The organism is Streptomyces sp. NBC_00654 (assembly GCF_026341775.1).
In the GTDB taxonomy this organism is placed as follows: domain Bacteria; phylum Actinomycetota; class Actinomycetes; order Streptomycetales; family Streptomycetaceae; genus Streptomyces.
In genome coordinates this window covers 4656658-4679429 of sequence record NZ_JAPEOB010000001.1, presented here as the reverse complement: position 1 = coordinate 4679429, position 22772 = coordinate 4656658, and the positions used below count along the sequence as shown (strand labels likewise).

At 67.9% G+C, this 22772-nt stretch carries 23 protein-coding genes and 4 pseudogenes; 6 read left to right on the top strand and 21 right to left on the bottom strand.

What is annotated here, in order from left to right; genetic code table 11:
• Window positions 1-73: 73 nt before the first annotated feature.
• From OHA98_RS19995 to OHA98_RS19975, 5 genes are all read right to left on the bottom strand, one after another.
• On the bottom strand, window positions 74-319 hold the full coding sequence (locus tag OHA98_RS19995; RefSeq protein ID WP_266927963.1) for a DUF3761 domain-containing protein: 246 nt from the start codon (window positions 317-319) through the stop codon (window positions 74-76).
• A 361-nt stretch (window positions 320-680) separates the two neighbouring features.
• A complete protein-coding gene (locus tag OHA98_RS19990; RefSeq protein ID WP_266927592.1) occupies window positions 681-905 on the bottom strand; it encodes a hypothetical protein in 225 nt (74 codons plus the stop codon).
• A 186-nt stretch (window positions 906-1091) separates the two neighbouring features.
• A complete protein-coding gene (locus OHA98_RS19985; protein WP_266927591.1) occupies window positions 1092-1904 on the bottom strand; it encodes a hypothetical protein in 813 nt (270 codons plus the stop codon).
• Window positions 1901-2827: a sigma-70 family RNA polymerase sigma factor gene (locus OHA98_RS19980; RefSeq protein WP_266927590.1), complete on the bottom strand. Its 927-nt coding sequence runs from the start codon at window positions 2825-2827 to the stop codon at window positions 1901-1903. The genes OHA98_RS19985 and OHA98_RS19980 overlap by 4 nt, the downstream gene beginning before the upstream one ends.
• A complete protein-coding gene (locus tag OHA98_RS19975) occupies window positions 2824-3048 on the bottom strand; it encodes a hypothetical protein (RefSeq protein ID WP_266927589.1) in 225 nt (74 codons plus the stop codon). The genes OHA98_RS19980 and OHA98_RS19975 overlap by 4 nt, the downstream gene beginning before the upstream one ends.
• A 624-nt stretch (window positions 3049-3672) precedes the next feature.
• On the opposite strand from OHA98_RS19975, the gene OHA98_RS19970 reads away from it, so the two are divergent.
• Window positions 3673-3966: a DUF6207 family protein gene (locus OHA98_RS19970; protein ID WP_266927588.1), complete on the top strand. Its 294-nt coding sequence runs from the start codon at window positions 3673-3675 to the stop codon at window positions 3964-3966.
• A gap of 51 nt (window positions 3967-4017) precedes the next feature.
• Here the strand turns inward: OHA98_RS19970 and OHA98_RS19965 are convergent, their stop codons facing one another.
• From OHA98_RS19965 to OHA98_RS19910, 12 genes and pseudogenes are all read right to left on the bottom strand, one after another.
• A complete protein-coding gene (locus tag OHA98_RS19965; RefSeq protein ID WP_266927587.1) occupies window positions 4018-5277 on the bottom strand; it encodes a VanZ family protein in 1260 nt (419 codons plus the stop codon).
• A gap of 63 nt (window positions 5278-5340) precedes the next feature.
• Window positions 5341-5736 (bottom strand): hypothetical protein, encoded by a 396-nt coding sequence (locus OHA98_RS19960; RefSeq protein WP_266927586.1) that lies wholly within the window; start codon window positions 5734-5736, stop codon window positions 5341-5343.
• Window positions 5737-6110: 374 nt separating this feature from the next.
• Window positions 6111-6686, bottom strand: a pseudogene (locus OHA98_RS19955) (transposase); the annotation flags it as partial.
• A 56-nt stretch (window positions 6687-6742) separates the two neighbouring features.
• Window positions 6743-7947, bottom strand: a protein-coding gene (locus OHA98_RS19950; RefSeq protein WP_266927585.1) for an IS3 family transposase whose coding sequence is annotated in 2 segments (ribosomal slippage) — window positions 6743-7707 and window positions 7707-7947 — 1206 coding nt in all. Because the reading frame shifts where the segments join, the coding sequence is not laid out codon by codon here.
• A gap of 126 nt (window positions 7948-8073) precedes the next feature.
• A pseudogene (locus tag OHA98_RS19945) lies at window positions 8074-8360 on the bottom strand (helicase associated domain-containing protein); the annotation flags it as partial.
• Window positions 8361-8539: 179 nt separating this feature from the next.
• Window positions 8540-9760 carry a glycosyltransferase family 4 protein gene (locus OHA98_RS19940; protein WP_266927584.1) on the bottom strand — a complete coding sequence of 407 codons (1221 nt, stop codon included), beginning with the start codon at window positions 9758-9760 and terminating at the stop codon, window positions 8540-8542.
• Window positions 9761-9762: 2 nt separating this feature from the next.
• Window positions 9763-10533 carry a phosphotransferase gene (locus tag OHA98_RS19935; protein WP_266927583.1) on the bottom strand — a complete coding sequence of 257 codons (771 nt, stop codon included), beginning with the start codon at window positions 10531-10533 and terminating at the stop codon, window positions 9763-9765.
• Complete coding sequence (locus tag OHA98_RS19930) at window positions 10526-11224, bottom strand: DUF402 domain-containing protein (protein WP_266927582.1); 699 nt, start codon at window positions 11222-11224, stop codon at window positions 10526-10528. The genes OHA98_RS19935 and OHA98_RS19930 overlap by 8 nt, the downstream gene beginning before the upstream one ends.
• A 35-nt stretch (window positions 11225-11259) precedes the next feature.
• A complete protein-coding gene (locus OHA98_RS19925; RefSeq protein ID WP_266927581.1) occupies window positions 11260-12039 on the bottom strand; it encodes a class I SAM-dependent methyltransferase in 780 nt (259 codons plus the stop codon).
• On the bottom strand, window positions 12036-12689 hold the full coding sequence (locus OHA98_RS19920; protein ID WP_266927579.1) for a hypothetical protein: 654 nt from the start codon (window positions 12687-12689) through the stop codon (window positions 12036-12038). The genes OHA98_RS19925 and OHA98_RS19920 overlap by 4 nt, the downstream gene beginning before the upstream one ends.
• Window positions 12690-12859: 170 nt before the next feature.
• Entirely contained in the window at window positions 12860-13012 is a 153-nt protein-coding gene (locus OHA98_RS19915; protein ID WP_266927578.1) for a hypothetical protein, read from the bottom strand.
• Window positions 13009-13185 (bottom strand): hypothetical protein, encoded by a 177-nt coding sequence (locus OHA98_RS19910; protein WP_266927576.1) that lies wholly within the window; start codon window positions 13183-13185, stop codon window positions 13009-13011. Before OHA98_RS19910 ends, OHA98_RS19915 begins: the two co-directional genes overlap by 4 nt.
• Window positions 13186-13300: 115 nt before the next feature.
• Between OHA98_RS19910 and OHA98_RS19905 the strand changes: the two genes are divergently transcribed.
• Window positions 13301-13804, top strand: coding sequence for a hypothetical protein (locus tag OHA98_RS19905; RefSeq protein ID WP_266927574.1), 504 nt, complete (start codon window positions 13301-13303; stop codon window positions 13802-13804).
• Window positions 13805-13835: 31 nt separating this feature from the next.
• Window positions 13836-14604 (top strand): annotated as a pseudogene (locus OHA98_RS19900) (IS5 family transposase); the annotation flags it as partial.
• 35 nt (window positions 14605-14639) lie between these two features.
• On the opposite strand, the gene OHA98_RS19895 reads toward OHA98_RS19900, so the two are convergent.
• Window positions 14640-15457 (bottom strand): IS5 family transposase gene (locus OHA98_RS19895; RefSeq protein WP_123471980.1). Its coding sequence is split into 2 segments (ribosomal slippage): window positions 14640-15109 and window positions 15109-15457, totalling 819 coding nucleotides; the frame shifts between segments, so codons are not numbered across the junction.
• 147 nt (window positions 15458-15604) lie between these two features.
• Between OHA98_RS19895 and OHA98_RS19890 the strand changes: the two genes are divergently transcribed.
• The gene (locus OHA98_RS19890) at window positions 15605-15901 is read left to right on the top strand and encodes a hypothetical protein (protein ID WP_266927570.1); all 297 of its coding nucleotides are present in this window, start codon (window positions 15605-15607) and stop codon (window positions 15899-15901) included.
• Window positions 15902-15935: 34 nt separating this feature from the next.
• Here the strand turns inward: OHA98_RS19890 and OHA98_RS19885 are convergent.
• Both OHA98_RS19885 and OHA98_RS19880 read right to left on the bottom strand, forming a co-directional pair.
• A pseudogene (locus OHA98_RS19885) lies at window positions 15936-16118 on the bottom strand (transposase); the annotation flags it as partial.
• A 131-nt stretch (window positions 16119-16249) separates the two neighbouring features.
• Window positions 16250-19960, bottom strand: a complete 3711-nt coding sequence (locus OHA98_RS19880) for a helix-turn-helix domain-containing protein (protein WP_323179593.1) — start codon at window positions 19958-19960, stop codon at window positions 16250-16252.
• A gap of 389 nt (window positions 19961-20349) precedes the next feature.
• Between OHA98_RS19880 and OHA98_RS19875 the strand changes: the two genes are divergently transcribed.
• Together OHA98_RS19875 and OHA98_RS19870 are read left to right on the top strand one after the other, a co-directional pair.
• Window positions 20350-20757: an SH3 domain-containing protein gene (locus OHA98_RS19875; protein WP_266927568.1), complete on the top strand. Its 408-nt coding sequence runs from the start codon at window positions 20350-20352 to the stop codon at window positions 20755-20757.
• Between the two features lie 379 nt (window positions 20758-21136).
• Complete coding sequence (locus OHA98_RS19870) at window positions 21137-21511, top strand: hypothetical protein (RefSeq protein ID WP_266927566.1); 375 nt, start codon at window positions 21137-21139, stop codon at window positions 21509-21511.
• Window positions 21512-21708: 197 nt separating this feature from the next.
• Here OHA98_RS19870 and OHA98_RS19865 read toward each other — a convergent pair whose 3' ends face one another.
• On the bottom strand, window positions 21709-22452 hold the full coding sequence (locus OHA98_RS19865) for a hypothetical protein (protein WP_266927564.1): 744 nt from the start codon (window positions 22450-22452) through the stop codon (window positions 21709-21711).
• Window positions 22453-22772: the final 320 nt, after the last annotated feature.

The window sequence follows — 22772 nt, the reverse complement described above, 5'->3', positions numbered from 1 at the left end:
ACCGACGAGCCGATGGCCTGCCACGTGGATTCGGTACGGAACACATACGGCGTGAACGCCGATCGTCAGCTGTTTACCGGTACCAGTACCGCACGCCCTCGTGACGGCTGCACGTGCCGCGGAAGCTTTTGCTGTAGCTGTAGGTGCCGTCCTTGCACAGCGCGGTAGCCCCAGCCGGGTGCGGGTTGTTAGCCCCGCATACACCAGTGGTGTGGGGCGCACAGGAAGCAGCGACCGCATCGGGCGCGGCGCCCACTGGCACCAGCAAAGCTCCCGCAACCACGAGCCCGGCAAGGCCAGCACGCACTCTGGTCAGCATCTGCTGTTTCTCCTCTTTTGTCGGGGTGAAGACAGCAGGATCCCCGCCCTGGCCGTCCCCTGCTGCCCTTCCGCGCACCGTGCCCCTTTCGCGTCTCACCCCCATTCGAAAGATCCACACCATGTACGAGGAGAAGGACACCGGTGCGACACGGCTCGCGAAGCCGGGTGTGAGTGGGTGTGACATCGCCGCTGACGGGTCGTTGTCACGTTCCGTGGTGATCACTTGATCGCGTCCCACCCCCATGGCAGTGCTCGCCGGTGTCATCGCTGCTGGGGGCTGCACGGTAGGGCTGCATAGCCTGATCGACTGACCTGCGGGATCGGGCAGGACCTTCCTGTCCGACCTCGTGTCGCGGACGTCAAGTGGCCCTGAACTGGTGGGCGGGGCCGCCGCGCCACTCCACCCAATGCGGGTCGTCCAGGATGGCCTCGGGTTCGGCGACGCCGGCGCCCTCGAGGAACACGACCAGGTCGTGGTCGCTGTAGGCGGTACCGAGGACCTCGTCGAGGCCGTGGCTGTGCACGGTGACTCTCCGACCGCCCGCACGGGAGGGCCGGTGCACGACGATCGGTGCGCTGGTCACGCCTCCCAGCGTGCCCCGCACCGGTTCGGTGGGCGAGTCGGCCCGGGGCCGTTCAGGGGTGTGCCGCTGGCCCAGCCGGAGCGGTCCCGCTCGCCCCCGCGTGTGCCGTGCTGCCTGCGGGGGCGGAGCTGGCGGGCCCGGTCATCCGCGCGGTACCGGGCCGGATCTCGCACCGCGCGAATGGGTTCAGCGCTTCGCGGTTTCTCCCAGCTGGGGTGAGCGGTCTGTCCGTGCCGTACGGACGGTGTCGGTGTCGCGGCGCCTGAGGGAGGCTCCGTCAGTTCGGGCCGGGGACTGGCCTGATGTGTCGGGGCGGTCCGCGACCGCGACGAGGAGTTCCCGGACGGTGGTGGCGAAGCCGGGTCCGGGCAGGGGCAGTTCCATGTCCGGCTCGCGGAGGTATCCGACCGCGACCGCGGTGGGCATGTACGTCATGAGCTCGGTGACGACGGCCGGGCGCGGACGGCGGGCAGTGTTCTTGGCGAGACGGCGAAGGATCCGCAGCATCGTCGTGGTCGACGCGGTGTCGAGCCGGTCCGGACGGGCGGGGGTGCGGTTGCCGGAGGGCGGTTCAACGTCATCGGCCTGGTCGTGCCACCACCGGGCCGCTTCCTCCTCCCCCAGGGCAAGGTGGTGGAGGTAGAGGCAGTACGCGGCCGCCGGCTGCCCGGCGCCGGCGGCGTACTGCCACCAGAATCGGGCCCCGTCACCGGTATCGGTCAGCTGCAGGACACAGGCCAGAACCAGCGCGCTGCGCGGTTCGGGCACCTGGTCGGTGACGAAGTCCGCCATGGCTTCGGCGGGGGTGTGGACGACGAGTGTCTCGCACAGCGCGCGCAGGTCCTCGGCCGCCGCGTTCGACGGCGTGACGACTCCGTGGCCCGCGGCTTCGGGACGAGGTGCGCGGCGCTGCGCCTCTCTGCTCGGAACGACGTCGCGGGGCACGGCACGCTCCCGTACCAGCAGCGCCCGGGACAGGATCTCTTCGAGCGGTGTCATGCGGTGGGTCCTTCGGTCTCGGGCGGCAGACTGACGACGCTCTCCAGATACCGTCCGGCCCGACGCTCGTCGGCCCGGACAGTGGCCAGCGGAACACCGAGAAGACCGGACGCCTTCTCGGCGGTGAAGCCGCACAGATGGAGCAGCACCATGACGTCGAGCTGTGCTGCGGGGAGCCGGCTGATCGCCTTGAACAGTTCCAGGCTTTCGGCCAGCTGTGCCGCGCCGTCGGCCGGGGAGGTGTGGTTGCGCAGTGCGACGGTGTCGAACACGGCGGTCTCCAGCTCGGGGCGGCCGTCGCGGTAGGTGGCCCGGGCCATGACGGTGGTGCGCAGGATGGACCAGGCGAAGAAGCGGATGTCCGGGCTGCACAGGGCGGTGTTCCAGTGGAGCCAGAGGATGGCGAAGGTGTCCTTCACGGCGGCGTCGCGGGACTTATCGGAGAGGAAGACCTGGGCGTAGAAGCGGTAGTCGTCCTCGACCATCTCGCGCAGGGCGCCGTGTTCCAGGGGCGGCCGGTACCGGTCGGTTGCGGGGCCGGGGGCGGAATTCTCCGTGGACCGTTCGATCCATTCCCGGGGCTTGCCCGCGTCCAGAACGGCCTGTTTCCACAAGCGGTACAGGGGCCAGTTGGGCATGTCCAGCTCGGCGGAGAGGCGGTGGACGACTTCCCACCGGGGATAGAGCCCGACGCCGCGCAGCAGTTCGGAGAGTTTGGACTTGGCGAGCAGTACCCGGTAGCTGAGGTCGGCGAGGGTCTGTCCGCTGTCGAGGTACGTGTCGCGGACCGGCTCCAGCCAGGCCCGGTGCGAGCTGCTCACACCGCGGACGACCGGGCCGAGCTTGCGGCCGGGGCGGACCGGTGCCGCTCTGGGGGCGGGTACCGGTCCGAAGGCTGATGCCCGCTCGGAGGGTTTCGTCACAGGGCACCGTCCTTGGTGTCGGGCACCGGGGCCGCGCGGTGTCCCGAGGCCGGTGCGGCCGGCGTGCGGAACGCGCGGGCGACCTGCTGGACCGTCAGTCCCAGGACGGGGGCCAGCGAGGCGAGCACCGCCGTATGGCCCGTCACCGCCATCACCGTGCTCCAGCCGAACACCACCGCCGTGACCAGCATTGCCGTGATCACTGTCCTCCTGGTGTCCATCACACTCCTTTCGGTCGTGCCGCAGCCATCCGGAAGACCACGTCGGAAAAGGGGATGCTTCAACGAGCGGGTGCCACGCCGCTGTTGAAGGTGAGGACAGGATGGACCGACACCGCACGGCTACGCCACGTGATCAAGGAATCACGGAACATTAGGCTTCATGGAGCGTCAGCCGATGCGCGGGGACGACCGCTCCGGCGCACCTGTACGGCATGCCGTCAGCGCGAGGGGTGAAGTTCCGGGTTTTCCTTGCAATCCCCCCGGCGACCCCCGCCAATGGAAGCAGGACACCTTGGTGTCGGCCTTCCATCCGGAAGAGCCCGCTCCCGTGCCAGAACAACCGGGGAGCGGGCAACCCGTTCCTGCCCGGCCCCTCTTGGAGGCCGGGCGGGAACGCGCGTCTCTCGGAGCGGGACGCAACGACCGTAACGCAGGACACTGACACGCCCCCGCCCCCTTCCGCACCGAGTCACCCGGCGGCCGACAGCGGCGATGAACTCCCGGAACCCGAGACGGGCGTGACTCATGTGAACAGGACAGGCAACAGGCCCTCCGCCTTCCCCGTCCGGGCAGGACCGCGCACTCCCCCGAACCGCCCCAGCAGACAGGAGCGTCGGTGACAACATGCACCCGATCCACGAACGGCACCTATCCGAACCCGGCCTCGTCGTCCTGGACATCACCGCACCCGACGAAACCACCCCGAACACGGTGATGACCGCCCTTCAGGAACAGTGGGCGACATCCGGCGTCCCCACCGGGCAGCGGACTCCCGGACAGCCCGGCATCCGGGCACGCGTCCACGCCGACACCAACGACCTCGCTCCGGCCAGCACCCAGGGTGCAGCCACCGCGGTGAGTGACCGCTGCGCACCGGCGGAGCAGGGCAGGAACGTGCGGCGTTACGGATCCGTGTGAGGAATCAGCCGAGGCGGTACTCGTCCCTGAACCCGGATCTGGCAGGGTGACTCACCTATCGGGTTGAGTCTTCTGTCCCGTGGCAGCGTCGATGAAGGCGTCGCCTCCGTTCACGCCGACCAGCCAGACCGGCCGCCACTTCCCTCCTACTTGCTGAGCGAGTAGCTTCGTGCTTGTTGGCTTCGCGCCGACTTCTTCTTCCACGAGTCTCATGGCGTCTTTTTCGGTGATTGCTGTCGGTGGCAGTACGGGGTCCTTGACGGGCTTGGAGGTGAAGCCCATGATGCGGCCCGTTTTGGTGACGGTGATGTCGAGGCGCATCGGCATCATCACGTCGTGGACGTAGCGCCGGTAGGTCACGGCATAGACGGCCTGTGCGTGGTCCTCACCGACCTGCCGAGTCTTCTTCGTGCTGTCCTTGACGCTGTCGGGAAACCATTTGTGGGCATAGGAGTGGGCGACTTCCCCGGCTTGGGCCTCGGAGAGTTTTCCTTCGTCGCCCTGGTTGTCCGTCGCCCATGCCTGGACCAGCGTCCGGTCGGGCCACCACCCGGAGATGGGGCCCCGGTTGGTCACGGCGGTGATCAGGGAATGCTGTCCACTCTTCTCGGCGGAAGTCTCCGTGACCTGCGTCCCCTTGCCGAAAACGCCGACCGCCGCGTCGAGGATCCACTCATCCGAACCGTCGAGGCCGTCGCCGTACGCTCTGTTCCTGTCCTCGATCGCCACGGCGTCGACCGCCCGAACCTGCGTCTGGAACGACCCCGCGAGGATCGCCGCGGAAACCGCGGCGATGCTGACGCCCCAGACCGCATCACGTTTGAGCCGCTGGATGGGCCGCTTGCCCAGCTTCATGCCGAGGACGCCGAGGGCGGTGCCGATCAGGGAGCCCATCGAGTTGGCTGTCATGTCGGTGACACTGCAGGCGCGGCCGAGAGGAAGCACCGACTGCAGGAACTCGATGCAGGCGCTGAACGCCACGAACGCCGTGGCGATGGTCACCGGCCGCCGGGAGGCCATAGCGGCAAGAGCCGTAGCCGGAACGAACAAGGCGATGTTGAGCAGGGCGCTGGATGAGGTGAGCACGTGCTGCGGCATGCCAGCGTCGCACTGCCCGCTCGAAATGCCGGCGCTGCTGGGAAGCAGGGTGACCGTCACGATTCCCGCGGTCGCCACCACGGCCAGAGCCGGCAGGAGAGCCGGTCTGCCGCGGGCCCTGCAGATGAGGGCTGCGGGGATCGCGGTGATCGCAGCCAGAACAAGGAAAGAGATAATCAGGCCGGGGACGGCGCCGATGGAGGCTTCAATCACAGCGTGACCTCAAGAACGGCCCGGGGCCGGGCAATGGAATTGCCCAGCCCCGGATCAGCGGAACTAGCAGACGTCGACGGGAGGGGTGTAGTAACTGCCGGTGGACGCCACCATGTAACCGGTGATGTCACAGTCCGAGACCTGGGACTTCGCCTTCCCGCCCCAGCTATGCGTCTTGGTCTGTCCAGACGAAATGTTCACAGCGGCAGCCTTGTAGAGGGCATCCGATGTGTTCATTGCGAGCTCGATGGAAACGGTACCGCCACCAGTCTTCTTGTACGTGGTCGCGGAGTAGTACAGCGTGCAGTTTCCGCTGACGGAGCAGCCGTCGTCCGCCGTGATGGTCAGCACGCCGTTGGATAGCGTGGTGCTCTTGGAGCCGAAGGCAGCAGCCGTTCCAGCGCTGAGAGCCAAGATGCTGGCGAGCGACACGGCCACAGCCGCAGTCTTCTTAAGCATGGTGTTCCCTCCCCTTTAGCTGCTCCACTTCGCGTTCTTCACGGAAGATCGGCAGCAGCACGAATCCTCTGCCCCCATTGATCAGCTGACCACCGGTTTAGCAGCGAATGTCTCGAAAGCGCTATCAACTGGCTCCACTGGCACGGGCGCAACTTGCCTGACTGGCCCTGCCGTTCGGACAACGCGTCATGAGGTCTGGCAACAGTCACGCACCTCCCATCTAGCCTCGCCGTTTCGGTTGGGGTGATGAGTCGTCGCTGATCGTTAGCCGCCGGGTGGGCGAGGTGATTTGGCTGTGTAGGCATGGCGGAGGCCCGGCGCGGTGGTCGGGTTCTCCAGGGTCCTTCGGGTCGTGGGCGGGCAGGGGTTGTCGGTCAGCCGGCTGGTCGGGGCAGTGCGGCAAGGCGATGGAAAGCGTCGGCGAGTTCGTTTCTCCAGGGCCAGGTCGCCGATATCCGCAGGCGGAGGCGTCGGCCGCCGCGGGTGAGGCGGGCGGCGACGTGCAGCAGTCGGTAGCGGAGCTTTTTCGGTTCGGCAGTGGCCAGTTCGCCGTTCAGCAGCAGGACGCGGGTCCAGGCCAGCAGGTCGATCGCCGCGAGGCTGAGTTCGAGCCAGACGGCGTTGATGGCGAAGTCCCGGGAGGGGAAGCGGCCGAAGCCGGTGGTCTTGCCGCATCGGATGTGGTCCTCGACGGTGGCATGCCCGCGGTGACGGGCCTCCAGGAACTGGGCGGGACCGCCACCGCAGGACGGGGTGTCGGTGAGGAAGACCTGATGGCGCAGGCCCTCGTCCTGATCGAACAGGGAGAGCTGGGCTCCGGGGTGCGGGCGCTCTCGGCGCACGATGATGCGGGTGTCGGCCGGGTAGCCGGTCAGGTCGACCATGCCGGTGAGCTCGGCGACCTCGGCGCCGTCACGCAGAGTTCCGTTCTGGTCCAGGGCGGGGTGCCAGCAAGCGTCGGGTATGGCTCGGACTGAGGTGACCCCCGGAGTGTGGACACAGGGGTTCATGCTGCGAGTGAGAGTTTAGCTGTCTTGTGGTGGTGCTGTTCGAACTCCATCGGGGAGAGGTAGGAGAGCGCGCTGTGTCGGCGTCGGGCGTTGTAGTAGGTGAGCCACCGGAATATCTCGAGCCTTGCCTGAGACATCGTCACGAACACTCTCCTGTGCATCGTTTCTCGCTTCAGTCCCTGCCAGAAGCTCTCGGCCAGGGCGTTGTCGTAGCTGGAGCCGACCCTGCCCATGCTTCTGCGGATGCCGTGCAGGTCGCAGACCTGGGCGAACGCGGCCGAGGTGTATTGCGATCCGCGGTCCGCGTGGAAGATCACTCCGGCCACGTCGCCGCCGCGGGTCGCGACCGCGGCCTGGAGTGCGTCGATGACGAGCTCGGCCCGCATGTGCGGGGCCATCGACCAGCCGAGCACTCGGCGCGACCGGATATCGATGACGCAAGCGAGGTAGAGCCACGCGGCTCCGACCTGCACGTATGTGATGTCGCCGCGCCACTTCTCGTCCAGCGTACTGGCGGTGAAGTCCCGCTGGACCAGGTCCGCCACTGGCGGCGCGAGGCGGTCCGGGATCGTGGTGCGCTTCTTCTTCCGCAGGTGACGGCCGACGATGCCGTGCTTGCGCATCAGCCTGGCCACGCGCTTGTGGTTGACCGTGTGGCCGAAGCCGCGCAGTTCGGCATGGACTCGAAGCGCGCCGTAGTTCCCGCGGTGTTCGGCATGGATTTCGCGGATCTCCTCGACCAGGGCGTCCTCCTCGAACTGCCGTCCCGCCCGCGCCTCGGCGCCGGTGATCCACCGGTAGTAGCCCGAGCGGGAGACCTCCAGTACCCGGCATATCCGCTTGATGCCGAACATCTCGGCGTGGGTGGAGACGAAGTCCCAAGCGGCGGTCTTCACTTCATCTCCCGGGCGAAATAGGCGGCTGCCCGTCGCAGGATCTCGCGTTCCAGCTGCCATTCCTTCTCCGCCTTGGCCAGCCGCGCGTTCTCCGCGCGCAGCCGGGCCAACTCGGCCTCGGTGTCCTGCGACGCGCCTGCGGCGACTGGACGACCGTCGGCATCACGCACCCAGGTCCGCAGCGTTTCGGGGTTGACGTTCAGATCAGCCGCGACGTCCTTGAACGTCCGCCTGCCGGCCGAAGCCCGCCACAACGCGATCGCGTCGGACCGGAACTCCGCACTGTACTTCGAGGGCCGTGCCACGTAGATCTACACCTTCCAGGATCAGCAAGATCCATTGTCAGGTGTGTCCACACCACAGGGGTCACCTCAGATCCCGCAGGCCCCTTCCCACAGGATCCTCAACTCTGTGGGCTCACCACCGAAGGCGGCGTCGAGCGGTGCCAGGAGGTGGCCCGCCTCGGCGGCCCATCCGCGCGCGGCGTTCAGGCATTCCTCCCACGCGACGTCGAAGTGGGACCAGATCATGCCCAACTTCTCCAGCTGGGCGATACGGTCCCCGTCCATCTTGCCGCGGGCGTAGAACCGCCGAGCCTCGGCGATCCATTGCCCCAGTGGGAACTCGGCGAGCGAGGCTGGCCACCCGTCGCCTCCTCTTCCTCCCCCTTCTGGTCGTCGACGGCAGGCACGCGGAAGGTGAACGGGACGCGCAGGTCGGGCATGGAGCCGCGGACGTCCGCCCAGTACACGGAGTCGCAGGTTCGGGTGTCGACGCCCTCGCCCGCATGTTGCGGCCGAGAACGGACCCGATGCCCCCTGCCCCGGCGAACTCCGACAGAACCTGCCTGGCCTCCGCGCGTGGGTTCTCCACTCGGCAGATGGGCCTCGGGCAGTGTTACCGGGTGACGCCCGCGGTGTTGTCTTCCGGCGCTGCGAGGCGGTCAGGGCTTCGTGTCGTGACCAGGTGTTCGTAGAGTGCGGTCGTCTCGGCGGCCATCTTTCCCACATCGTGGTGTTCGAGGACCGAGCGCCGGGCCGCGGCACCGAGCCGGGCGCAGCGTTCCGGGTCCGTGGCCAGCCGGACGAGAGCCTCAGCGAGCGACTGAGGGTCACCCGCGGTCACCACTTCTCCGTTGACGCCGTGCGTGACGAGGTCGGCCAGCCCGCCGACGGCTGTGGCGACCACCGGTTTGCCGAGCCCCATGCCTTCGGCCACCGCCAGGCCAAATCCCTCCGCCAGGCTGGGAGCGACGATTGCGTCGGCCTGCGACAGCACCCCGGGCATCTCCTCCGGCAGGCGGGGACCGGCGAAACGGACGACGTCGTCGAGGCCCAGGCGCCGCGCCTCGTCCCTTGCCGCGCGCGCGTACGCGGACGGACCGTCCGGACCCACGATCATCACGCGCAGCCGCGGCACATGGCGTCGCGCGATCGCCGCAGCCCGGATCAGCTCCAGTGTTCCCTTGGGCCGGTAGATGCGCCCCACGCACAGGGCGATCCAGGTGTCCTCGGGCAGTCCCCACGCAGGCCCGTATCCGGCGGCCGGCCGGGCGGGAACCACCGCCGGCACTTCGACACCGTGGGGTATGAGGTGGATACGCTCGGACGGGACACCCTCCGCGCGTGCCCGGTCGTAGTAGAACGAGCTGGGGGCGACGACCGCGTCGGGGGCCAGCCTGCGGAAGACGAGCTGGAGGCGGCCCCGGCCGAACGTCTCATTCTGCGGGGCGTGTTCATGAATGGTGACGACCAGCGGGACGCCATGGTGGTCTGCGACGATCCGGCCGAGGACCGCGGTCTCGATGCTGTTCGCGTGAACGAGATCGACAGCGCCGAGATCATCCAGCACGTTCCGCAGATCGTCGAGCACCGCGAACTGCATCGAGCGCCAGGCCACGCGGCGACTGTCCGCGAGCTGCTCGGTGTAGCGGGTCAATCGGTGTACTCCCGCTTCGTACTCAGGCACGGTTTCGCGCAGCGACCCGGTATGACCGTCGGTGGCCACAGAGACGGTCCATCCGCTCTGCGGCGCATGCGTGAACAGGCGATGGGCGTACCTCTCCGCGCCCCCTGGGGACGGCGGGAACCACGGGGCCAGCAGCAGCGCGTGCGGCACGGCTATCCCACCTCGAAGGCGGCGCGCAAGGTGTCGCGTTGGGCGCGCACGTAGCGAATGTCCGCCTCGTACAGGTCGGTGTGGCCCTCCTCGATGTGCTGCTGGAACGCCTCGTTGCCCTGAGCGGCCTGGTCGCGCATGAAGCCGATGAGGGCCTGTAGCCGGTCGGGGACGACATCCACGACCTCGGCGCCCACGCCTGGCCCGTACGCCCGGCAGAAAGCGGCGACCCGGCGCCCCTGCTCCTCCGGTGTGCCGAAGCTCTCCGGATTGTCCGGCCCCTGCAACGGCGCGAACCGGTACACGGAGTAGGCGACGTCCCAGACTCGGGGCCCGGGGTGTGCCGCGTCGAAGTCGATGAAACCGACCGCCACTCCGTCCTTCACGACGCAGTTGTACTGCGCCGCGTCACCGTGGCACATGACCTCGGCCGGATGCCGGACCGGGAGCAGCCAGCGGTCGTCGGAACGCGGCCGGAAGGTGGCGCTCGCGTCGTGAAGGCCTCGTAGCAGGGTGGCCGCGGAGTGAAGAAGTTCGGGCGTACGCAGCTCCGGCGTGAGCGCGTCGTGGACCTCGCCGTCAAGGAAGGTGAGCAACTCGTTGCCCTCGCTGTCGAAGCCCCGTGGCTCCGGCACGCCGTGAAAACCCTGCTCATGGATGTGCCGCAGCAGCCGGTGGATCGCCGGTGTCGCCGCGGACGCAGGCCGGTGGATGACGTCACCGTGGCGGCGCACGATGTTCACGCCGCCGCGGAATTCCTGCCATTCAGTCATTCGTGACTCGCTTCCAGAAGGCTCGGGGCCGGGCTTGTGCCGACCGTACGTCGGCCGGGGCGCAGCCCGCGCCAGGAAGATCCCGCGCCGTGAGATCGGGTGGCAGTGCGCCGCAGAAGGCGGCGGCCGTGGCCAGGTCGGCGGGCGGGCCGTGCGGGCCCGCGGACCGCAACAGCTCGGCGCGTTCGTCCCGCAGCGAGTCCGGGGCACGCAGCTCCCGCACCCCCGCGACCGTCTGCCGCATCTGTTCCTTACTGAGGAATCCGGTGGTGACCAGGTGCCGGAACCGTGGGGCGTCCTTCAACTTCCACCGGAGTCGGTCCCGATGATCGGCCGGGGCGACCATGTCGAGCTCAAGATCGAGGGTGTCGATGCCCCAGGGCCGGTAGACGGGGGCGTCCTGGAAGTTGAGGTACCAACCCACCGGCTCCGGAGTACCCGGGCGAAGCAGCAGGCCGAGCGCGAACCACCGGTCGCGGGGCAGGAGATAGTGCACGTCGTGGGTGGTCCACAGCCGTGGCACCGGCGTCCACCGGTCAGGCCCCAGCCGGAGTAGCCGGCCGTTGTCATCGTGCGGCGCCAGGTACAGAGATCCCGCGCTGATCCGCAGCAGCGTCGCCTCTGCCGTGTTATGTACCACGGTGACCGGGACCAGCGCCCATGTACGGTCCGCGACCGCGTGACGCAACATGATCTGAGCGCCGGCCGGCCATGGCCCGCTCACTGTCACCTGTTCCACCGCACGTACGCGATGGGCGCCTCGCGCCCCTGGATGTCGAGCATGCGCAGTTCCATCCCCTCGTCGCCGAGGGTCTCGCGAAGGGCGGCTGTCTCGCCGGGCCACTTCGGGTGGGCGATCTCGTCGAACGCCAGGATGCTTCCGTTCGTCAGGTACGGCCTGATCGCGTCGAGGGCCGCGCGGGTCGGCTCGTAGATGTCGAGATCGAAGTAGGCGAGCGCGACGACTGTCTGCGGATTCTCGCTCAGATACGTGGGAAGGGTCTCCCGCACGTCGCCCTCGACGACCATGGTCCGCTGGATGTGCGCGAGCGGGTCCAGGGATTCGTGGGCGTCCAGGACGTCACGCAGGTGGTCGGCGTACCCGGACGGTGTGGCGAACCGGCCGAGGCTGGCGCTTGGACTGACCCGGTCCAGGTCGGCGAGGTCGGGGAATCCGGTGAAGGTATCGAACCCGATGATCCGGCGGGTCGAGTTGTAGGGCTCGTAAATGTTGCGCAGCGCGGTGAACGTGGCCAGGTGGCGGCCATGGAAGACGCCGAACTCCATGACGACACCGGGCACCTTCATGCTCATGCGGTAGAGCGCGTCCATCGACAGCATGTCGACCAGCTGATGGCGGCGCATGTAGAGGCTGAGGCTGTCGAGGAGGTAGTCGGAGGGGATCGGCGAGCCGAGCATCAACTCCGTCAAGCTGACCCGGGCGGTCCGCTCCTGGTCGGACTCGTGGGGAAGGGTGCGTGGATTCTTGAACTGACCTTCGGTCATCCGGGTGTTGCCTCTCTGCGATGCGCTGTCCGGGCGGACAGCAGTTCGGTGGCCGTGGGCCACCGGCGGGCGACGCCGGCGTCCGCGCCCTGGGCCAGCCCATGCAGGACGATTTCGGTGAGCAGGCCCGCCGCGGCCGCCAGGCGCGGCATGGAAACGCTCAGGCTGAGGCCGCCAGGGGCCAGCGACGCCGCGGCCGCCCGCCCGGGCGGCGTAGCGGCGTGCTGTCGTACCTCCTCGGGTGTGGCGTGCCCGCCACCGGTGAGCAGCAAGCCGCTCGCGAAGGCGGTGAGCCACAGTTCGTACACCGGTGTGCCGGGACCCACGGGAGGCAGGTCCGCCCCCACGCTGCGCCGTGCAAGATCGTCCGGGAACGGCGGGACGGCCAGCAGCTCGGCGGTGCGCTCCCGGAACGGCCGGGCAGCTCCGGGCGTACTGGTGAGAATCGAACGCGTGGTGCTCTCCGACAGGTACGGGAAGACCTCGGGAAGTTCGAACTGCTGTCGTGTGCCGGCGCCGCTGCGGTGGCCGAAGTAGCAGGCCGAGCCGCGCCGACCGTGGCCGTCGTTCCCGATGATTCGCCGGGCTCGGGGTGGAGTGGGCGTGACACCAGCCGTGGCAGGTCGTTGAACCGGCTGGACAGACGTCACGTCATGTCACACAGAGACCCCGGGTATTCGCCCGGGGTCTCGTGCTGTGGCCGCGCGTTGGCCGATGCTCTGACTGGTCTGGGGCGCAACGCGGACTCTGTTGCACCCCGAGCGTGATGCTGCACGAGGTGCGGTGGGCCGCTGCGCTGTCCGGGTGGGTGTGGCAGTCGTCAAGCCGGGGTGGGACGCGAGCTGCCCCAGCGCAGTGCGTGGCGCATGGTCGCGGTCATCCACTCCATCGCTTGCTCGTCGGTGGGTTCGGTCATGCGGAACGTGGCGCTGATCGGGCGCATGCCGCCGTTGTGGTGGGAAGTCCCGGTCATGACAGGTTGACGAGCAGCCCGGCCGTCACCAGCTCCACCAGGACGGCCACGCTCACCGTGGCGGGGCCGCCGGGTGGGGCCGGTGTGCCCAGGGCCTCGGCCAGCCGGTCGGCAGCCTGCCAGCCGTCCAGCGGCCCGTCTCCCATCGCGGTGCGGATCGCCTCCGCGACCATCGACTGTCCTCGGCCATGATGTGCCTTCCTGTCGAGGGAGCGGTGGGCTAGGCCGTTTCCTCCGGATCACTCACGCAGGAGCTGGTTGTCAGTGCGGGGTGGGAGAGTCCTGGGCATGACGTTGCCGGAGAACCTTGAGCGAGTGCTGCCTGAGATCGGACGCGACTTGTTCGACGTTCTCGTCATCAGGACCGACTTCAGCGACGACGATTCGTGGAACGCGGTGGTTGGGGAGTTGCACCGGCCGTGGGGGCCGGGCGGTGAGTTTGCCGCAGCAGTGCAGCTGGTCGATGCGCCTGCTTGGTCAGGAGCAACGGCCGATGAGGTTCTTGCTGCCGTGGTGGATGAGGACCTGATGGTCGTCTTCCTCGCTGACCGCGACACGATGAAGTCGCCGGCGCGGGCGTTGCTGGCTTTGTCGACCGTCCGGGAGGACGTGAGTGGCCTTGACCCCGTCTATTACCAGGAACTCATCGAGTCGCCGGATCCCAGGGAGTTTCGAGCCCTGCCCGCCGCGGTGCACGGCGTCCAGGTGGACCTGGCGCTCGGCAACGTGGACTTCGCAGAGTACGTCGGGGCTGCTTCCGCAGAGCCTGATCAGGTACTGCGGCCCATCTGACCGGTACGGCGGGCGGCCGTTGCCTCGGCAGATGCGAGTCGTTCGTTGGGGCATGTCGTTGAGTGATGCGCAGTGGGCGCGGATCGAGCCGTTGCTGCCGGATCGGACGCCGAGGCGGGGCGGCGGTGGCGGGATCACCGGCAGGTGATCGACGCGATCGCGTTCAAGTACCGCACCGGGATTCCGTGGGTGGACCTACCCGAGCACTTCGGTTCGTGGAAGGGCGTCCACAACAGGCTGCGGAAGTGGGCAGCTGACGGCACCTGGAGAAGGGTCTTCACGAACCTCCTCGCCCAGGCTGATGCCGAGGGCGATCTGGACTGGGCCGTCGCGGTGGACTCCACGGTCGTTCGTGCTCACCAGCACGCGGCCGGAGCCCGTAGAAAGGGGCCCTGGTCGAGGAACCGGACCATCATGCACTGGGGCGGTCTCGTGGTGGGCTGACAACGAAGATCCACCTGGCGGCCGACAGCCGCTGCCGCCCGCTGGCCTTCGTAATTACCCCCGGCCAGGCAGGTGACGCCCCGGCATTCCCGGACGTGATGACGGGGATCCGGGTGCCTCGGCCGGTCGGCAGACCCTGAACGACGCCCACCGCGGTCCTCGCGGACAAAGCGTATTCGTCTCGCGCGATCCGCACCTACCTGCGACATCGCGGGATCCGGGCGGTGATTCCCCAACCCGGTGACCAGGCAGCGAATCGCAAGCGGCTTGGCAGCCGCGGTGGGCGCCCTCCGGCGTTCGCGCGCGAAGCGTACAAACAGCGGAACACGGTCGAGCGGTGCATCAACAAGATCAAGGTGCGACACGAAGTCGCACACGTTAAGACCGTGTCCTATGTGGTGAGACGGGCGAGTCGTTTGTAGCAGCAGAGTGTGGCGGCGAGTCCGAGGAAGGCCAGGTAGTTACGGGGGTGGCGTTCGTATCGGTGGTTGAGGCGGCGGTAGCCGGTCAGCCACGACATGGTGCGTTCGATGACCCAACGTCGGCGCCCTAACCGTTCGCTGGACTCGACTCCCTTACGGGCGATGCGGACGCCGATGTGCTTGCCCCATAGCCATTTACGCAGGTGAGGGACGTCGTACGCCTTGTCCGCGTGGAGACGCTGGGGCTTGAAGTAGCGGCCTCGGTGAGGGTCGTGTCTCGTTTGGTGACCCGCGATCATGGGCTTCAGCGCGAGGCTGTCGTGAGTGTTCGCCGCGGAGACGCCGACGAGGAGGGGCAGTCCGTTCGCGTCCGACAGGACGTGCATCTTGGAACCCGGCTTGCCCCGGTCCACGGGGCTCGGACCTGTGAGTTCGCCCCTTTTTTAGCCCTCACGTGCGCGGAATCGAGCACGGCCCGGGACAGGTCGAGCAGGCCGGCGTCGTCCAGGCGGTGCAGGATCTCCTCGTGCAGCCGGCCCCAGACACCGGCTCTCGACCAGATCAGGAACCTGCGGTGGGCCGTCGACTTCGATATCCCAAAGCAGGGCGGCAAGGCCCGCCAGGCACAGCCGCTGACCAGGACATAGATGATCGCGGCGAACAGCGTCTCATCAGGCGTGTCCTGGGTCCCGCCGCCCTGCGGTCGCACCTTCGACGGCGGGATCAGCGGCTCCGCGATCTCCCACAGCCCATCCGGAACAATCCAACTCCACGTACCCCGCCCCATGAACGACCCAACGAGCCGAGCCCACATAAAACACGGTCTAAGACGTCATCTCATTTGGCAGTACTGACCTGGAGCTCAGGTTGCTGAGGCATGCATCTGACCTGCAGGGTGCGTAATACCCCACGAGTGACTATGCCGATCGGCCCTGTGATCCTCTTCGATGACGATCACTACATGTATGTCCTCCGAGACCGAGCCTTCGCCGAGGCATGGTGGGAGATGCCCGATGAGTACGTCTGCGGGTTCGATGCTCTGGCCAGACCGTTGCGCATGACGGGTGAGCCACATCAGGTCGCCCTTGCGCTCACGGGTGATGAACCGGCCGAGGCAGACCTGCGCCGTCTCGTCGCTGACCACTACCAGCGGTTTCTGCATGGGCAGGCGCCGCCCCAAGCGTCCGATCTTGCAGTGTTTGTGGCAGGGCTGCCGGTCGAGGGTTCGTAACGCGAATCATCTCGTCCGGTGCCATGCCTGTGTATCAGGAAGCGAGTCTGCGGTAGCAGATGAGGGTGCATGCGATGCCGGCGAAGGCGAGGAAGTGCTCGGCTTTGCGTTCGTAGCGGCGGTGGAGTCGTCGGCAGCCGGCGAGCCAGGCCATGGTCCGTTCGATGGTCCAACGATGTCGGCCGAGTCGCTGCGACGTCTCGATGCCCGGCCGCCTTCTTCGCCGCCTGCTCCTGGGCCGCCCGCCGCACCCATGCCCTGCTGTTTCCTCCTCTCCCAGGGCGAGGTGGTGGAGGTAGAGGCGGCGCCTCGTCCAGAGCACATGAAACCACCCATAGGACCGCCAGCTCAGACCGTGCACGTTCGTCCGGTGGGGTGGTCTGGTAGGTAGGCGGCTATTTCCTGCTTGGTGAGTTCGCGCCCAACCGCGTGGCAGATCTTGCTGATCGCCGCGGTAGGGGTGGGCAGGGCTACGTCCCAGAGTCTTACGGTCCGGTCATTGCTGCTGGTGGCCAGGGTGCGGCCGTCGGGGCTGAAGTCGACGACGGTTGTCATGCCGGTGTGTCCGGAGAGTGTGGCTACTACCGTGTCGGTTTTTGTGTCCCACAGGCGTACGGTGCGGTCGTCGATACCTGCGGTGGCCAGGGTGCGGTTGTCCGGACTGAATTCCAGGAAGTGTCGAGGGTTGATGTATCCGGGCAGTCTCTTGCGGAGACGGCCGGTAGCCGTGTCCCAGAGCCGGACAACGCGGTCTTCGCCGGCAGTGGCCAGGGTGCGTCCGTCCGGACTGAAGGCGAGAAGTCCAACGCCGTCGGTATGCCCGGTCAGGGTTCTGCGGAGACGGCCGGTGGCCATATCCCACAGCCGGACTTTTCCGTCGTCTCTTTCGGTGGCGAGGGTGTGCCCATCCGGACTGAACGCGAACGAGCTGACGTAATCGGTCAAGGCTTCGGGAATTTTTTTGCGGGGGCGATGGGCGGCCAGGTCCCAGATTTCCAGCATTTCGCTGTGGTGGATACCCAGAGTGCGTCCGTCCGGGCTGAGTTCTACTCCCTTCACGTCCTTGGTGTCGATGGACAGGCGGGGGTGGCCGGTGTCCGCGTCCCACAACGCCACCCCCCCGTCAGGGAAGCCGACGTCGAGCACGGTCCGTCTGTCTGGGCCGAAGACCACCGTGCCCGGCGTTTTGAACGGTATGGAGACCCGGAGGCGGGGCTTCCGGCTAGCTATGTCCCACCTGTCCAACTGGGTGGGAAAGCTGCTGGCGGTTGCCAGGGAGCGCCCATCCGGACTGAATGTCACATCTGATACCGCCTCCCCGGCAAGGACTGCTCGGGTTCGGGTGGCTGTCATGTCCCACAGCCGGACCGTCTGGTCCCAGGAGCCGGTGGCGAGGGTATGCCCGTCGGGGCTGAACACGACTGACGACACTATGTCGGTATGCCCTGGCAGCGAGGCGACGGAGCTGCCGGTGGCTGTGTCCCACAGCCGTACCGTGTGATCAGCTCCGCCGGTCGCCAGAGTGTGCCCGTCTGGGCTGAAGGCCAACGACGTTGTCTCGTTGGCCTGCTTGTCGAGGCTTCTGCGGAGGCGGCCTGTGGAGGTGTCCCACAGTCGCACCGGAGTGTTATTGGTGCCGAACGCGGTGGCCAGTGTCTGTCCATCGGGGCTGAAAACCATGGAGCCGACCATTCCGGCAACTCCGGGAAAGGCCTTGCGGAGGTGGCCCGTAGCCGCGTTCCACAACAGGATCTTGTGGTCGGAACCTCTGATGGCGGCCAGGGTACGTCCGTCAGGGCTGAACGCCATCACTGCCATGTAGTCCTCACTCTGCAGACGAATGGTGGTAAGAGCTCTGGCGGTCTTTGTATTCCACAGAACCATCCCGTGGGTGCTCGCGGTGGCGAGGGTACGCCCATCGGGACTGAATTGCAGTGCGAACGTTCTGCGGGCCCGCTCGCCAACAAACGTGCGGAGGCGGCCGGCAGCCGCATCCCACAGCCTCACCTCTTGGCCGTCCGAAAAGGGGATTGTGGCCAGAGTCTGCCCGTCTGGACTGATAGACATGGGGGCGGACACACCTTTACTGAAATCGGGAACGGGCTTGCTGAGACGGCCCGTAGTCACGTTCCACAGCAGGGCTTCGTTGTCGCCGACGGTGGTCAGGGTGCGGCCGTCGGGGCTGAAAGCCACCGCGTGCACCCAGTTGTTGTGCCCGGTGAGTCTCTGAAGCAGAGGAGCGGCAGCCGCCGCCTGGAGACTCTCCAGCGCCTGAGGGGTCCGGTGGCTCTTGTATGCCTGGATGGCCAGCAGTGAGGCGAGGTCGGAGTCCGTGCCGAGCAGCGCTGCCGACTGCGCGGCGAGCTCCCGGGACTGCGCCACGCGCTGTGCGGTTGACGTTCTGCGGCGTTCCTTGTCGCTGGTGCGGTACTGGTCCCAGGCGATGGTTCCTGCGGTGAGGGCGAGGGCGAGGAGGACGGCCAGGGTGGTGGTGAGCCGGCGCAGGCGTCGTGTGGTGCGGGTGGCGTTGTGTTCTTCGTGGTGGCGGGTGGTGGTGCTGGTGGTGAGGAATTCCTGTTCCGGGAGGGTGAGGTCGGATCGTGCCTGGGGTGTTGTGAAGGTTTCTTCGGCGGTGGCGAGTCGGGTGCCGCGGTAGAGGGCTCCGGGGTCGTGGTCGAGGTTGTTCCAGATGTGGGTGGCTTCGGTGAGCTGGCGGTGGATGCGCAGGCGTTCGCGGTCTTCGTCGATCCATCGGCGGAGTCTGGGCCAGGCGGTGATGAGGGCTTCGTGGGCGAGGTCGATGGTGGGGCCGTCGACGGTGAGGAGGCGGGCGGAGGTGAGGCGTTCGAGTACGGCGTTGGTGTCGGTGGGGTCCGCGGTGTCGAGCTCGGTGCGGTCGACGGGGCGCCGGGTGTCCTGGGTCCCTTCGCCGGGAGTGATGAGGCGGAGCAGAATACGGCGGGCGAGGAGGGTCTGGGCGGGTGTGAGGGTGGTGTAGGCGGTTTCGGCGGTGTGGGTGATGGCGCCGTGGAGTCCGTCGGCGGCGTCGTAGGCGGCTTCGGTGAGGGCTTTGCCTCTGCGGCGGCGCCAGGTTTCCAGGAGGGCGTGGGACATCAGGGGCAGGGCACCGGGTTCGCCGTCGATGTCCTGGAGGATGCGGGCGGTCAGGCCGCGTTCGACGATCAGTCCGCGGGCGGTGGCGGGCTTGACGATCGCTTCCCGCAGTTCGTCCGCGTTCATCGGCCCGACGGGCATGGTGGCGTCGCGCAGCACGGTGGTCAGGTTGTGGTGTTCGAGGCACCGGTTGTAGAAGTCGGCCCGGATCGCGATCAGGACGCGCAGCCGGCTGTCGGGATCGTTGGCGGTCAGGAGCCGGTCGATGAACGCGGTGCGTTCGGCCGGATCCCGGCACAGGGTGAAGATTTCCTCGAACTGATCGACGATCAGCCACGTCGCCGCCCCCTCGTTCCCACCCGTCGTGGCTACGGGGGTCAGGCGTTGTTCGTGGGTGCGCAGTGGGTGGGCGCCGGGGGTGATGATGCGCAGTGCTGCGGGCCGTGGGGCGGGTTGGTCGGTGTGGCGGAGGTGGGGTACCAGGCCGGCGCGCAGGAGGGAGGACTTGCCGCTGCCCGACGCTCCGACAAGGGCGGTGACACGGCGGTTGCGGGCCAGTTCGAGCAGGTCGTCGATGAGGTGGTCGCGGCCGAAGAACAGGTCCGCGTCACCCGGCTCGAAGCGTGCGAGCCCCCGGTAGGGGGGTTCGGTGTCCTGGTCCGCCGGGCGGGGCAGGCGCAGGAGTTCCGCGTTCGCCCGCTCCCACCGGTGCTGCCAGTCCGCGGTGTCGCCGCGGCACACGGTGACGTAGGCCAGGAGGACCGGCAGGGTCGGTAGACGCTCGCCCCCGGCGGCCTGCGAGAGTGTCGCCCCGGAGTAGCCGGCCCGCCGTGCCATGGCCCGGTAGGCGGGTGCGCCGGCCTCGTCCCGCAGTTTGCGCAGCTCGTGAGCGAACCGCGCAATCGGCCCGTCCTGCGGATCGATCGGGTTCTCCGGACGCCCCACGTATTTTCCCCGCTCCCACACCGGCCGGCCCTGTGCGAACGGCCACCGTAGGGAAACGGGCCACAGGGCCGCAACGGGGCAGGTGCCAAACGAGCCATCCCCCAAAAATGATTGATCAGTGCAGCTCAGACGGGCTGCCAATCAACTCCCCGCCCGGTGAAATCGAACTCGTCGGACCGCACACCACCGCCCCGCAACACCCGGTCGGCCGGCCCGCGAACCACAAACCCGAACCCGGCGAACCATCACGGCCAGCCGCCACCCGCAGGGTGCGTCACAGGGGACCGCATCCCGATTGGAAGGAGCCCAGGCCAAGAAGGAGCAGGACTCGCCCAGGAACGACTCGACCGAGCAGCCGCCCGGCTGCCTCTGGAACAAGGAGAAACATGATGAGCACACGCACACTGAATTCGCCCGTCCGGACCAGGAAGTGGGCCACCGCGGCCGCCGCATCGCTCCTCATGGCGGGCGCAGTCCTCACCGCGACAGCACCTGCGGCCACCGCCGTGCCCACCGGATCCAGTGCCTGCCCCGGCGGTGTCGGCTGGTCGAACAAGTCCCCCGGGACGGGCACCGCCAAGGGGGACAGTGCCCTGCTCCGTTCCGGTCCCAGCGAGGACTGCGGCGTCACCTACACGGTCGGCACCGCGGTGGTGCTGAACTACCACTGCTGGGTGAAGAACTCCGCCGGCAACAAGTGGACCCACGTCCGGGTCGACAACACCACCTTCCAGGGCTGGGTCTACAACGCCCGCCTGGACGACGGCGGCTCCGTACACCCGGACAACAAGTGCTGACCTGAACAAGCACCAGCACCTGGCGCTGCCGGGAGCCGCCCGCAATGGGCCACTCCCGTCAGTACACGTAAACAGGGCCACCGCCGGACTGCTCTCGCGTGCCGATCCGTCGACCGGGTGCACGACTGGTTCGGCTCCCGTATCCCCAGTGCTGCATCGGTCGAGCCCCTCGCGTAACCCGGCCCGCGGGGCATCAGGCAGCACTGCCGCATCACTGTCCCGCCTCCGCCAGCCACGTCAGCCACCCGCGCTGCTGATCGAGAGCACAGCCACGTGGCCGGCAGACAGAACAGCAGCCACCTTCGTGGGAGAACAGATGAATCGCATGGCACCGACAGCACAGCGTGTTCCGACTACGGGAGAAGCGAGGAAGAACAGCATGAAGCGCACACTTGGCCTGATCGCAGCAGTCGCCGGCCTGGGGCTGGGATCGCTGATCGGCCCGGCATCGGCCGCCTCCGCGTCCCCCGCCACGACCGCCGAAAGCACCACTGCTCACCGGTCCCAGGCCGCCGGGCCGCACATCATGCAGATCGTCGACCGCGTCAACGTTCCCAAGTGCGTCAAGTTCAAGACCGACTTCTCGGGCGCCACGGACCACCTGTACATCACCAACAAGTGCAAGAGCGCCAAGCGCGTGAGGGTGATCCTCGACTACGGCCCGGACTTCAAGTGCACCAAGATCGGTAAGGGCTACAGGGGGCACTACACGTGGCCCTACCCGTCCAAGGTCAACAAGGTCAAGGGCTGCTGAGCCCGACACCGCCGCCCACACACTGAGCCCGCCCGCGCAAACAGCGCCGGCGGGCCCGGAGCACACAGCGACACGTTCTCCAGTCACGCCCGCTGTTCAGACGTAGGGCGTGACACCAGCCTTGGCCGGTCGTTGAACCGGCAGGACAGACGTCACGTCATGTCACACAGAGACCCCGGGCGTTGGCTCCCGGGGTCTCATGCTGTCGGCGCAGCTGGCATCACGTGGCGTCGTCCGGGGTACTCGGGAACTCCATGTGGCCGAGCGCTTCCCCTTCTATTTTCCGCTCCGCTGGTGAGCTTGGCGAGGGGTGAGCGCTGTCCTTTGCGGAGCGCGCGCAGCGCGTCCCAGTCCGCTTCCGGGTGGTCTGCCGGTACCCGGTCGATGCGGTCGGTGCGGTAGAGCGGGATCCGGTGCGTGCCGCCCTGGGCCGCGCCGAACTTCACCCGTACCTCCTGGTCGGGGGTGATCCAGTCGAGCCGGTTCAGGTGGTCCCAGTCGGTGCGGCGGACACCGAGGCGCGCGGCGGCCTGGTCCGGGCCGAGCAGCGCCGCCCCGGCCAGCAGCCGGGCCGGGTCGGGGCGGGCTGCCAGGGTGGCGATCTGCCCGGGGTGGAACAGCAGCTGCTCCGGGTCGGCGGACAGGCTGAACAGCAGCCCGGCCTTCTCCAGCTCCACCAGGGTCGTCGCGCCGGACGGGGCCGGTGTGCCCAGGGCCTCGGCCAGCCGGTCGGCAGCCTGCCGGCCGCTCAGCGGCCCGCCTCCCATCGCGGTGCGGATCGCCTCCGCGTCCATCGCCTCCACCGCGGCCCGTGACCATGTCTCCGGGCCTGCGTCCGGGGCCGGCACGGCCCCGGTGCGCACCGCCCACCGGAACGCGTACTGCGGCACCCCCAGCCGCCCGGCCGCATGGTCCCCGTCGTACTCCATGCGCCTGCCCATGCTGCTCTCCCTCCCTCGCACCACCCACCCGGGCGATGCATGAAAAAGTGCCGGTACATCACGAATATGCCAACTGCCTCTATTTCAATGGCACTTGCTTAATACATACCCATATGTGCCGCGAAGACGACATCGCCTGACAGGCGCGATGCGGGCCTACCGACAGTGGACAGTGCGGGATCCACAGGGACCCGCACCGTCCTCACGGCGCCCACGGAGCGGCGCAGCGCCCCCGCTCGCGCGGCCCGGGGCGGAGCGAGCGTGACGCAGGGCATGGCCGGTCGTTGAACTTCCATGGGTTCGTAAGGGTTCTACCGGCA

What these genes read in the sequence shown, in the direction of transcription:
- OHA98_RS19930 (WP_266927582.1), bottom strand. Translation starts at nt 11,224, where the DNA reads ATGTTGCGTCACGCGGTCGCGGACCGTACATGGGCGCTGGTCCCGGTC.
- OHA98_RS19915 (WP_266927578.1), bottom strand. Translation starts at nt 13,012, where the DNA reads ATGACCGGGACTTCCCACCACAACGGCGGCATGCGCCCGATCAGCGCC.
- OHA98_RS19910 (WP_266927576.1), bottom strand. Translation starts at nt 13,185, where the DNA reads ATGGTCGCGGAGGCGATCCGCACCGCGATGGGAGACGGGCCGCTGGAC.
- OHA98_RS19960 (WP_266927586.1), bottom strand. Translation starts at nt 5,736, where the DNA reads ATGCTTAAGAAGACTGCGGCTGTGGCCGTGTCGCTCGCCAGCATCTTG.
- OHA98_RS19995 (WP_266927963.1), bottom strand. Translation starts at nt 319, where the DNA reads ATGCTGACCAGAGTGCGTGCTGGCCTTGCCGGGCTCGTGGTTGCGGGA.
- OHA98_RS19975 (WP_266927589.1), bottom strand. Translation starts at nt 3,048, where the DNA reads ATGGACACCAGGAGGACAGTGATCACGGCAATGCTGGTCACGGCGGTG.
- OHA98_RS19935 (WP_266927583.1), bottom strand. Translation starts at nt 10,533, where the DNA reads ATGACTGAATGGCAGGAATTCCGCGGCGGCGTGAACATCGTGCGCCGC.
- OHA98_RS19925 (WP_266927581.1), bottom strand. Translation starts at nt 12,039, where the DNA reads ATGACCGAAGGTCAGTTCAAGAATCCACGCACCCTTCCCCACGAGTCC.
- OHA98_RS19865 (WP_266927564.1), bottom strand. Translation starts at nt 22,452, where the DNA reads ATGGGCAGGCGCATGGAGTACGACGGGGACCATGCGGCCGGGCGGCTG.
- OHA98_RS19870 (WP_266927566.1), top strand. Translation starts at nt 21,137, where the DNA reads ATGAAGCGCACACTTGGCCTGATCGCAGCAGTCGCCGGCCTGGGGCTG.
- OHA98_RS19970 (WP_266927588.1), top strand. Translation starts at nt 3,673, where the DNA reads ATGCACCCGATCCACGAACGGCACCTATCCGAACCCGGCCTCGTCGTC.
- OHA98_RS19905 (WP_266927574.1), top strand. Translation starts at nt 13,301, where the DNA reads ATGACGTTGCCGGAGAACCTTGAGCGAGTGCTGCCTGAGATCGGACGC.
- OHA98_RS19875 (WP_266927568.1), top strand. Translation starts at nt 20,350, where the DNA reads ATGAGCACACGCACACTGAATTCGCCCGTCCGGACCAGGAAGTGGGCC.
- OHA98_RS19985 (WP_266927591.1), bottom strand. Translation starts at nt 1,904, where the DNA reads ATGACACCGCTCGAAGAGATCCTGTCCCGGGCGCTGCTGGTACGGGAG.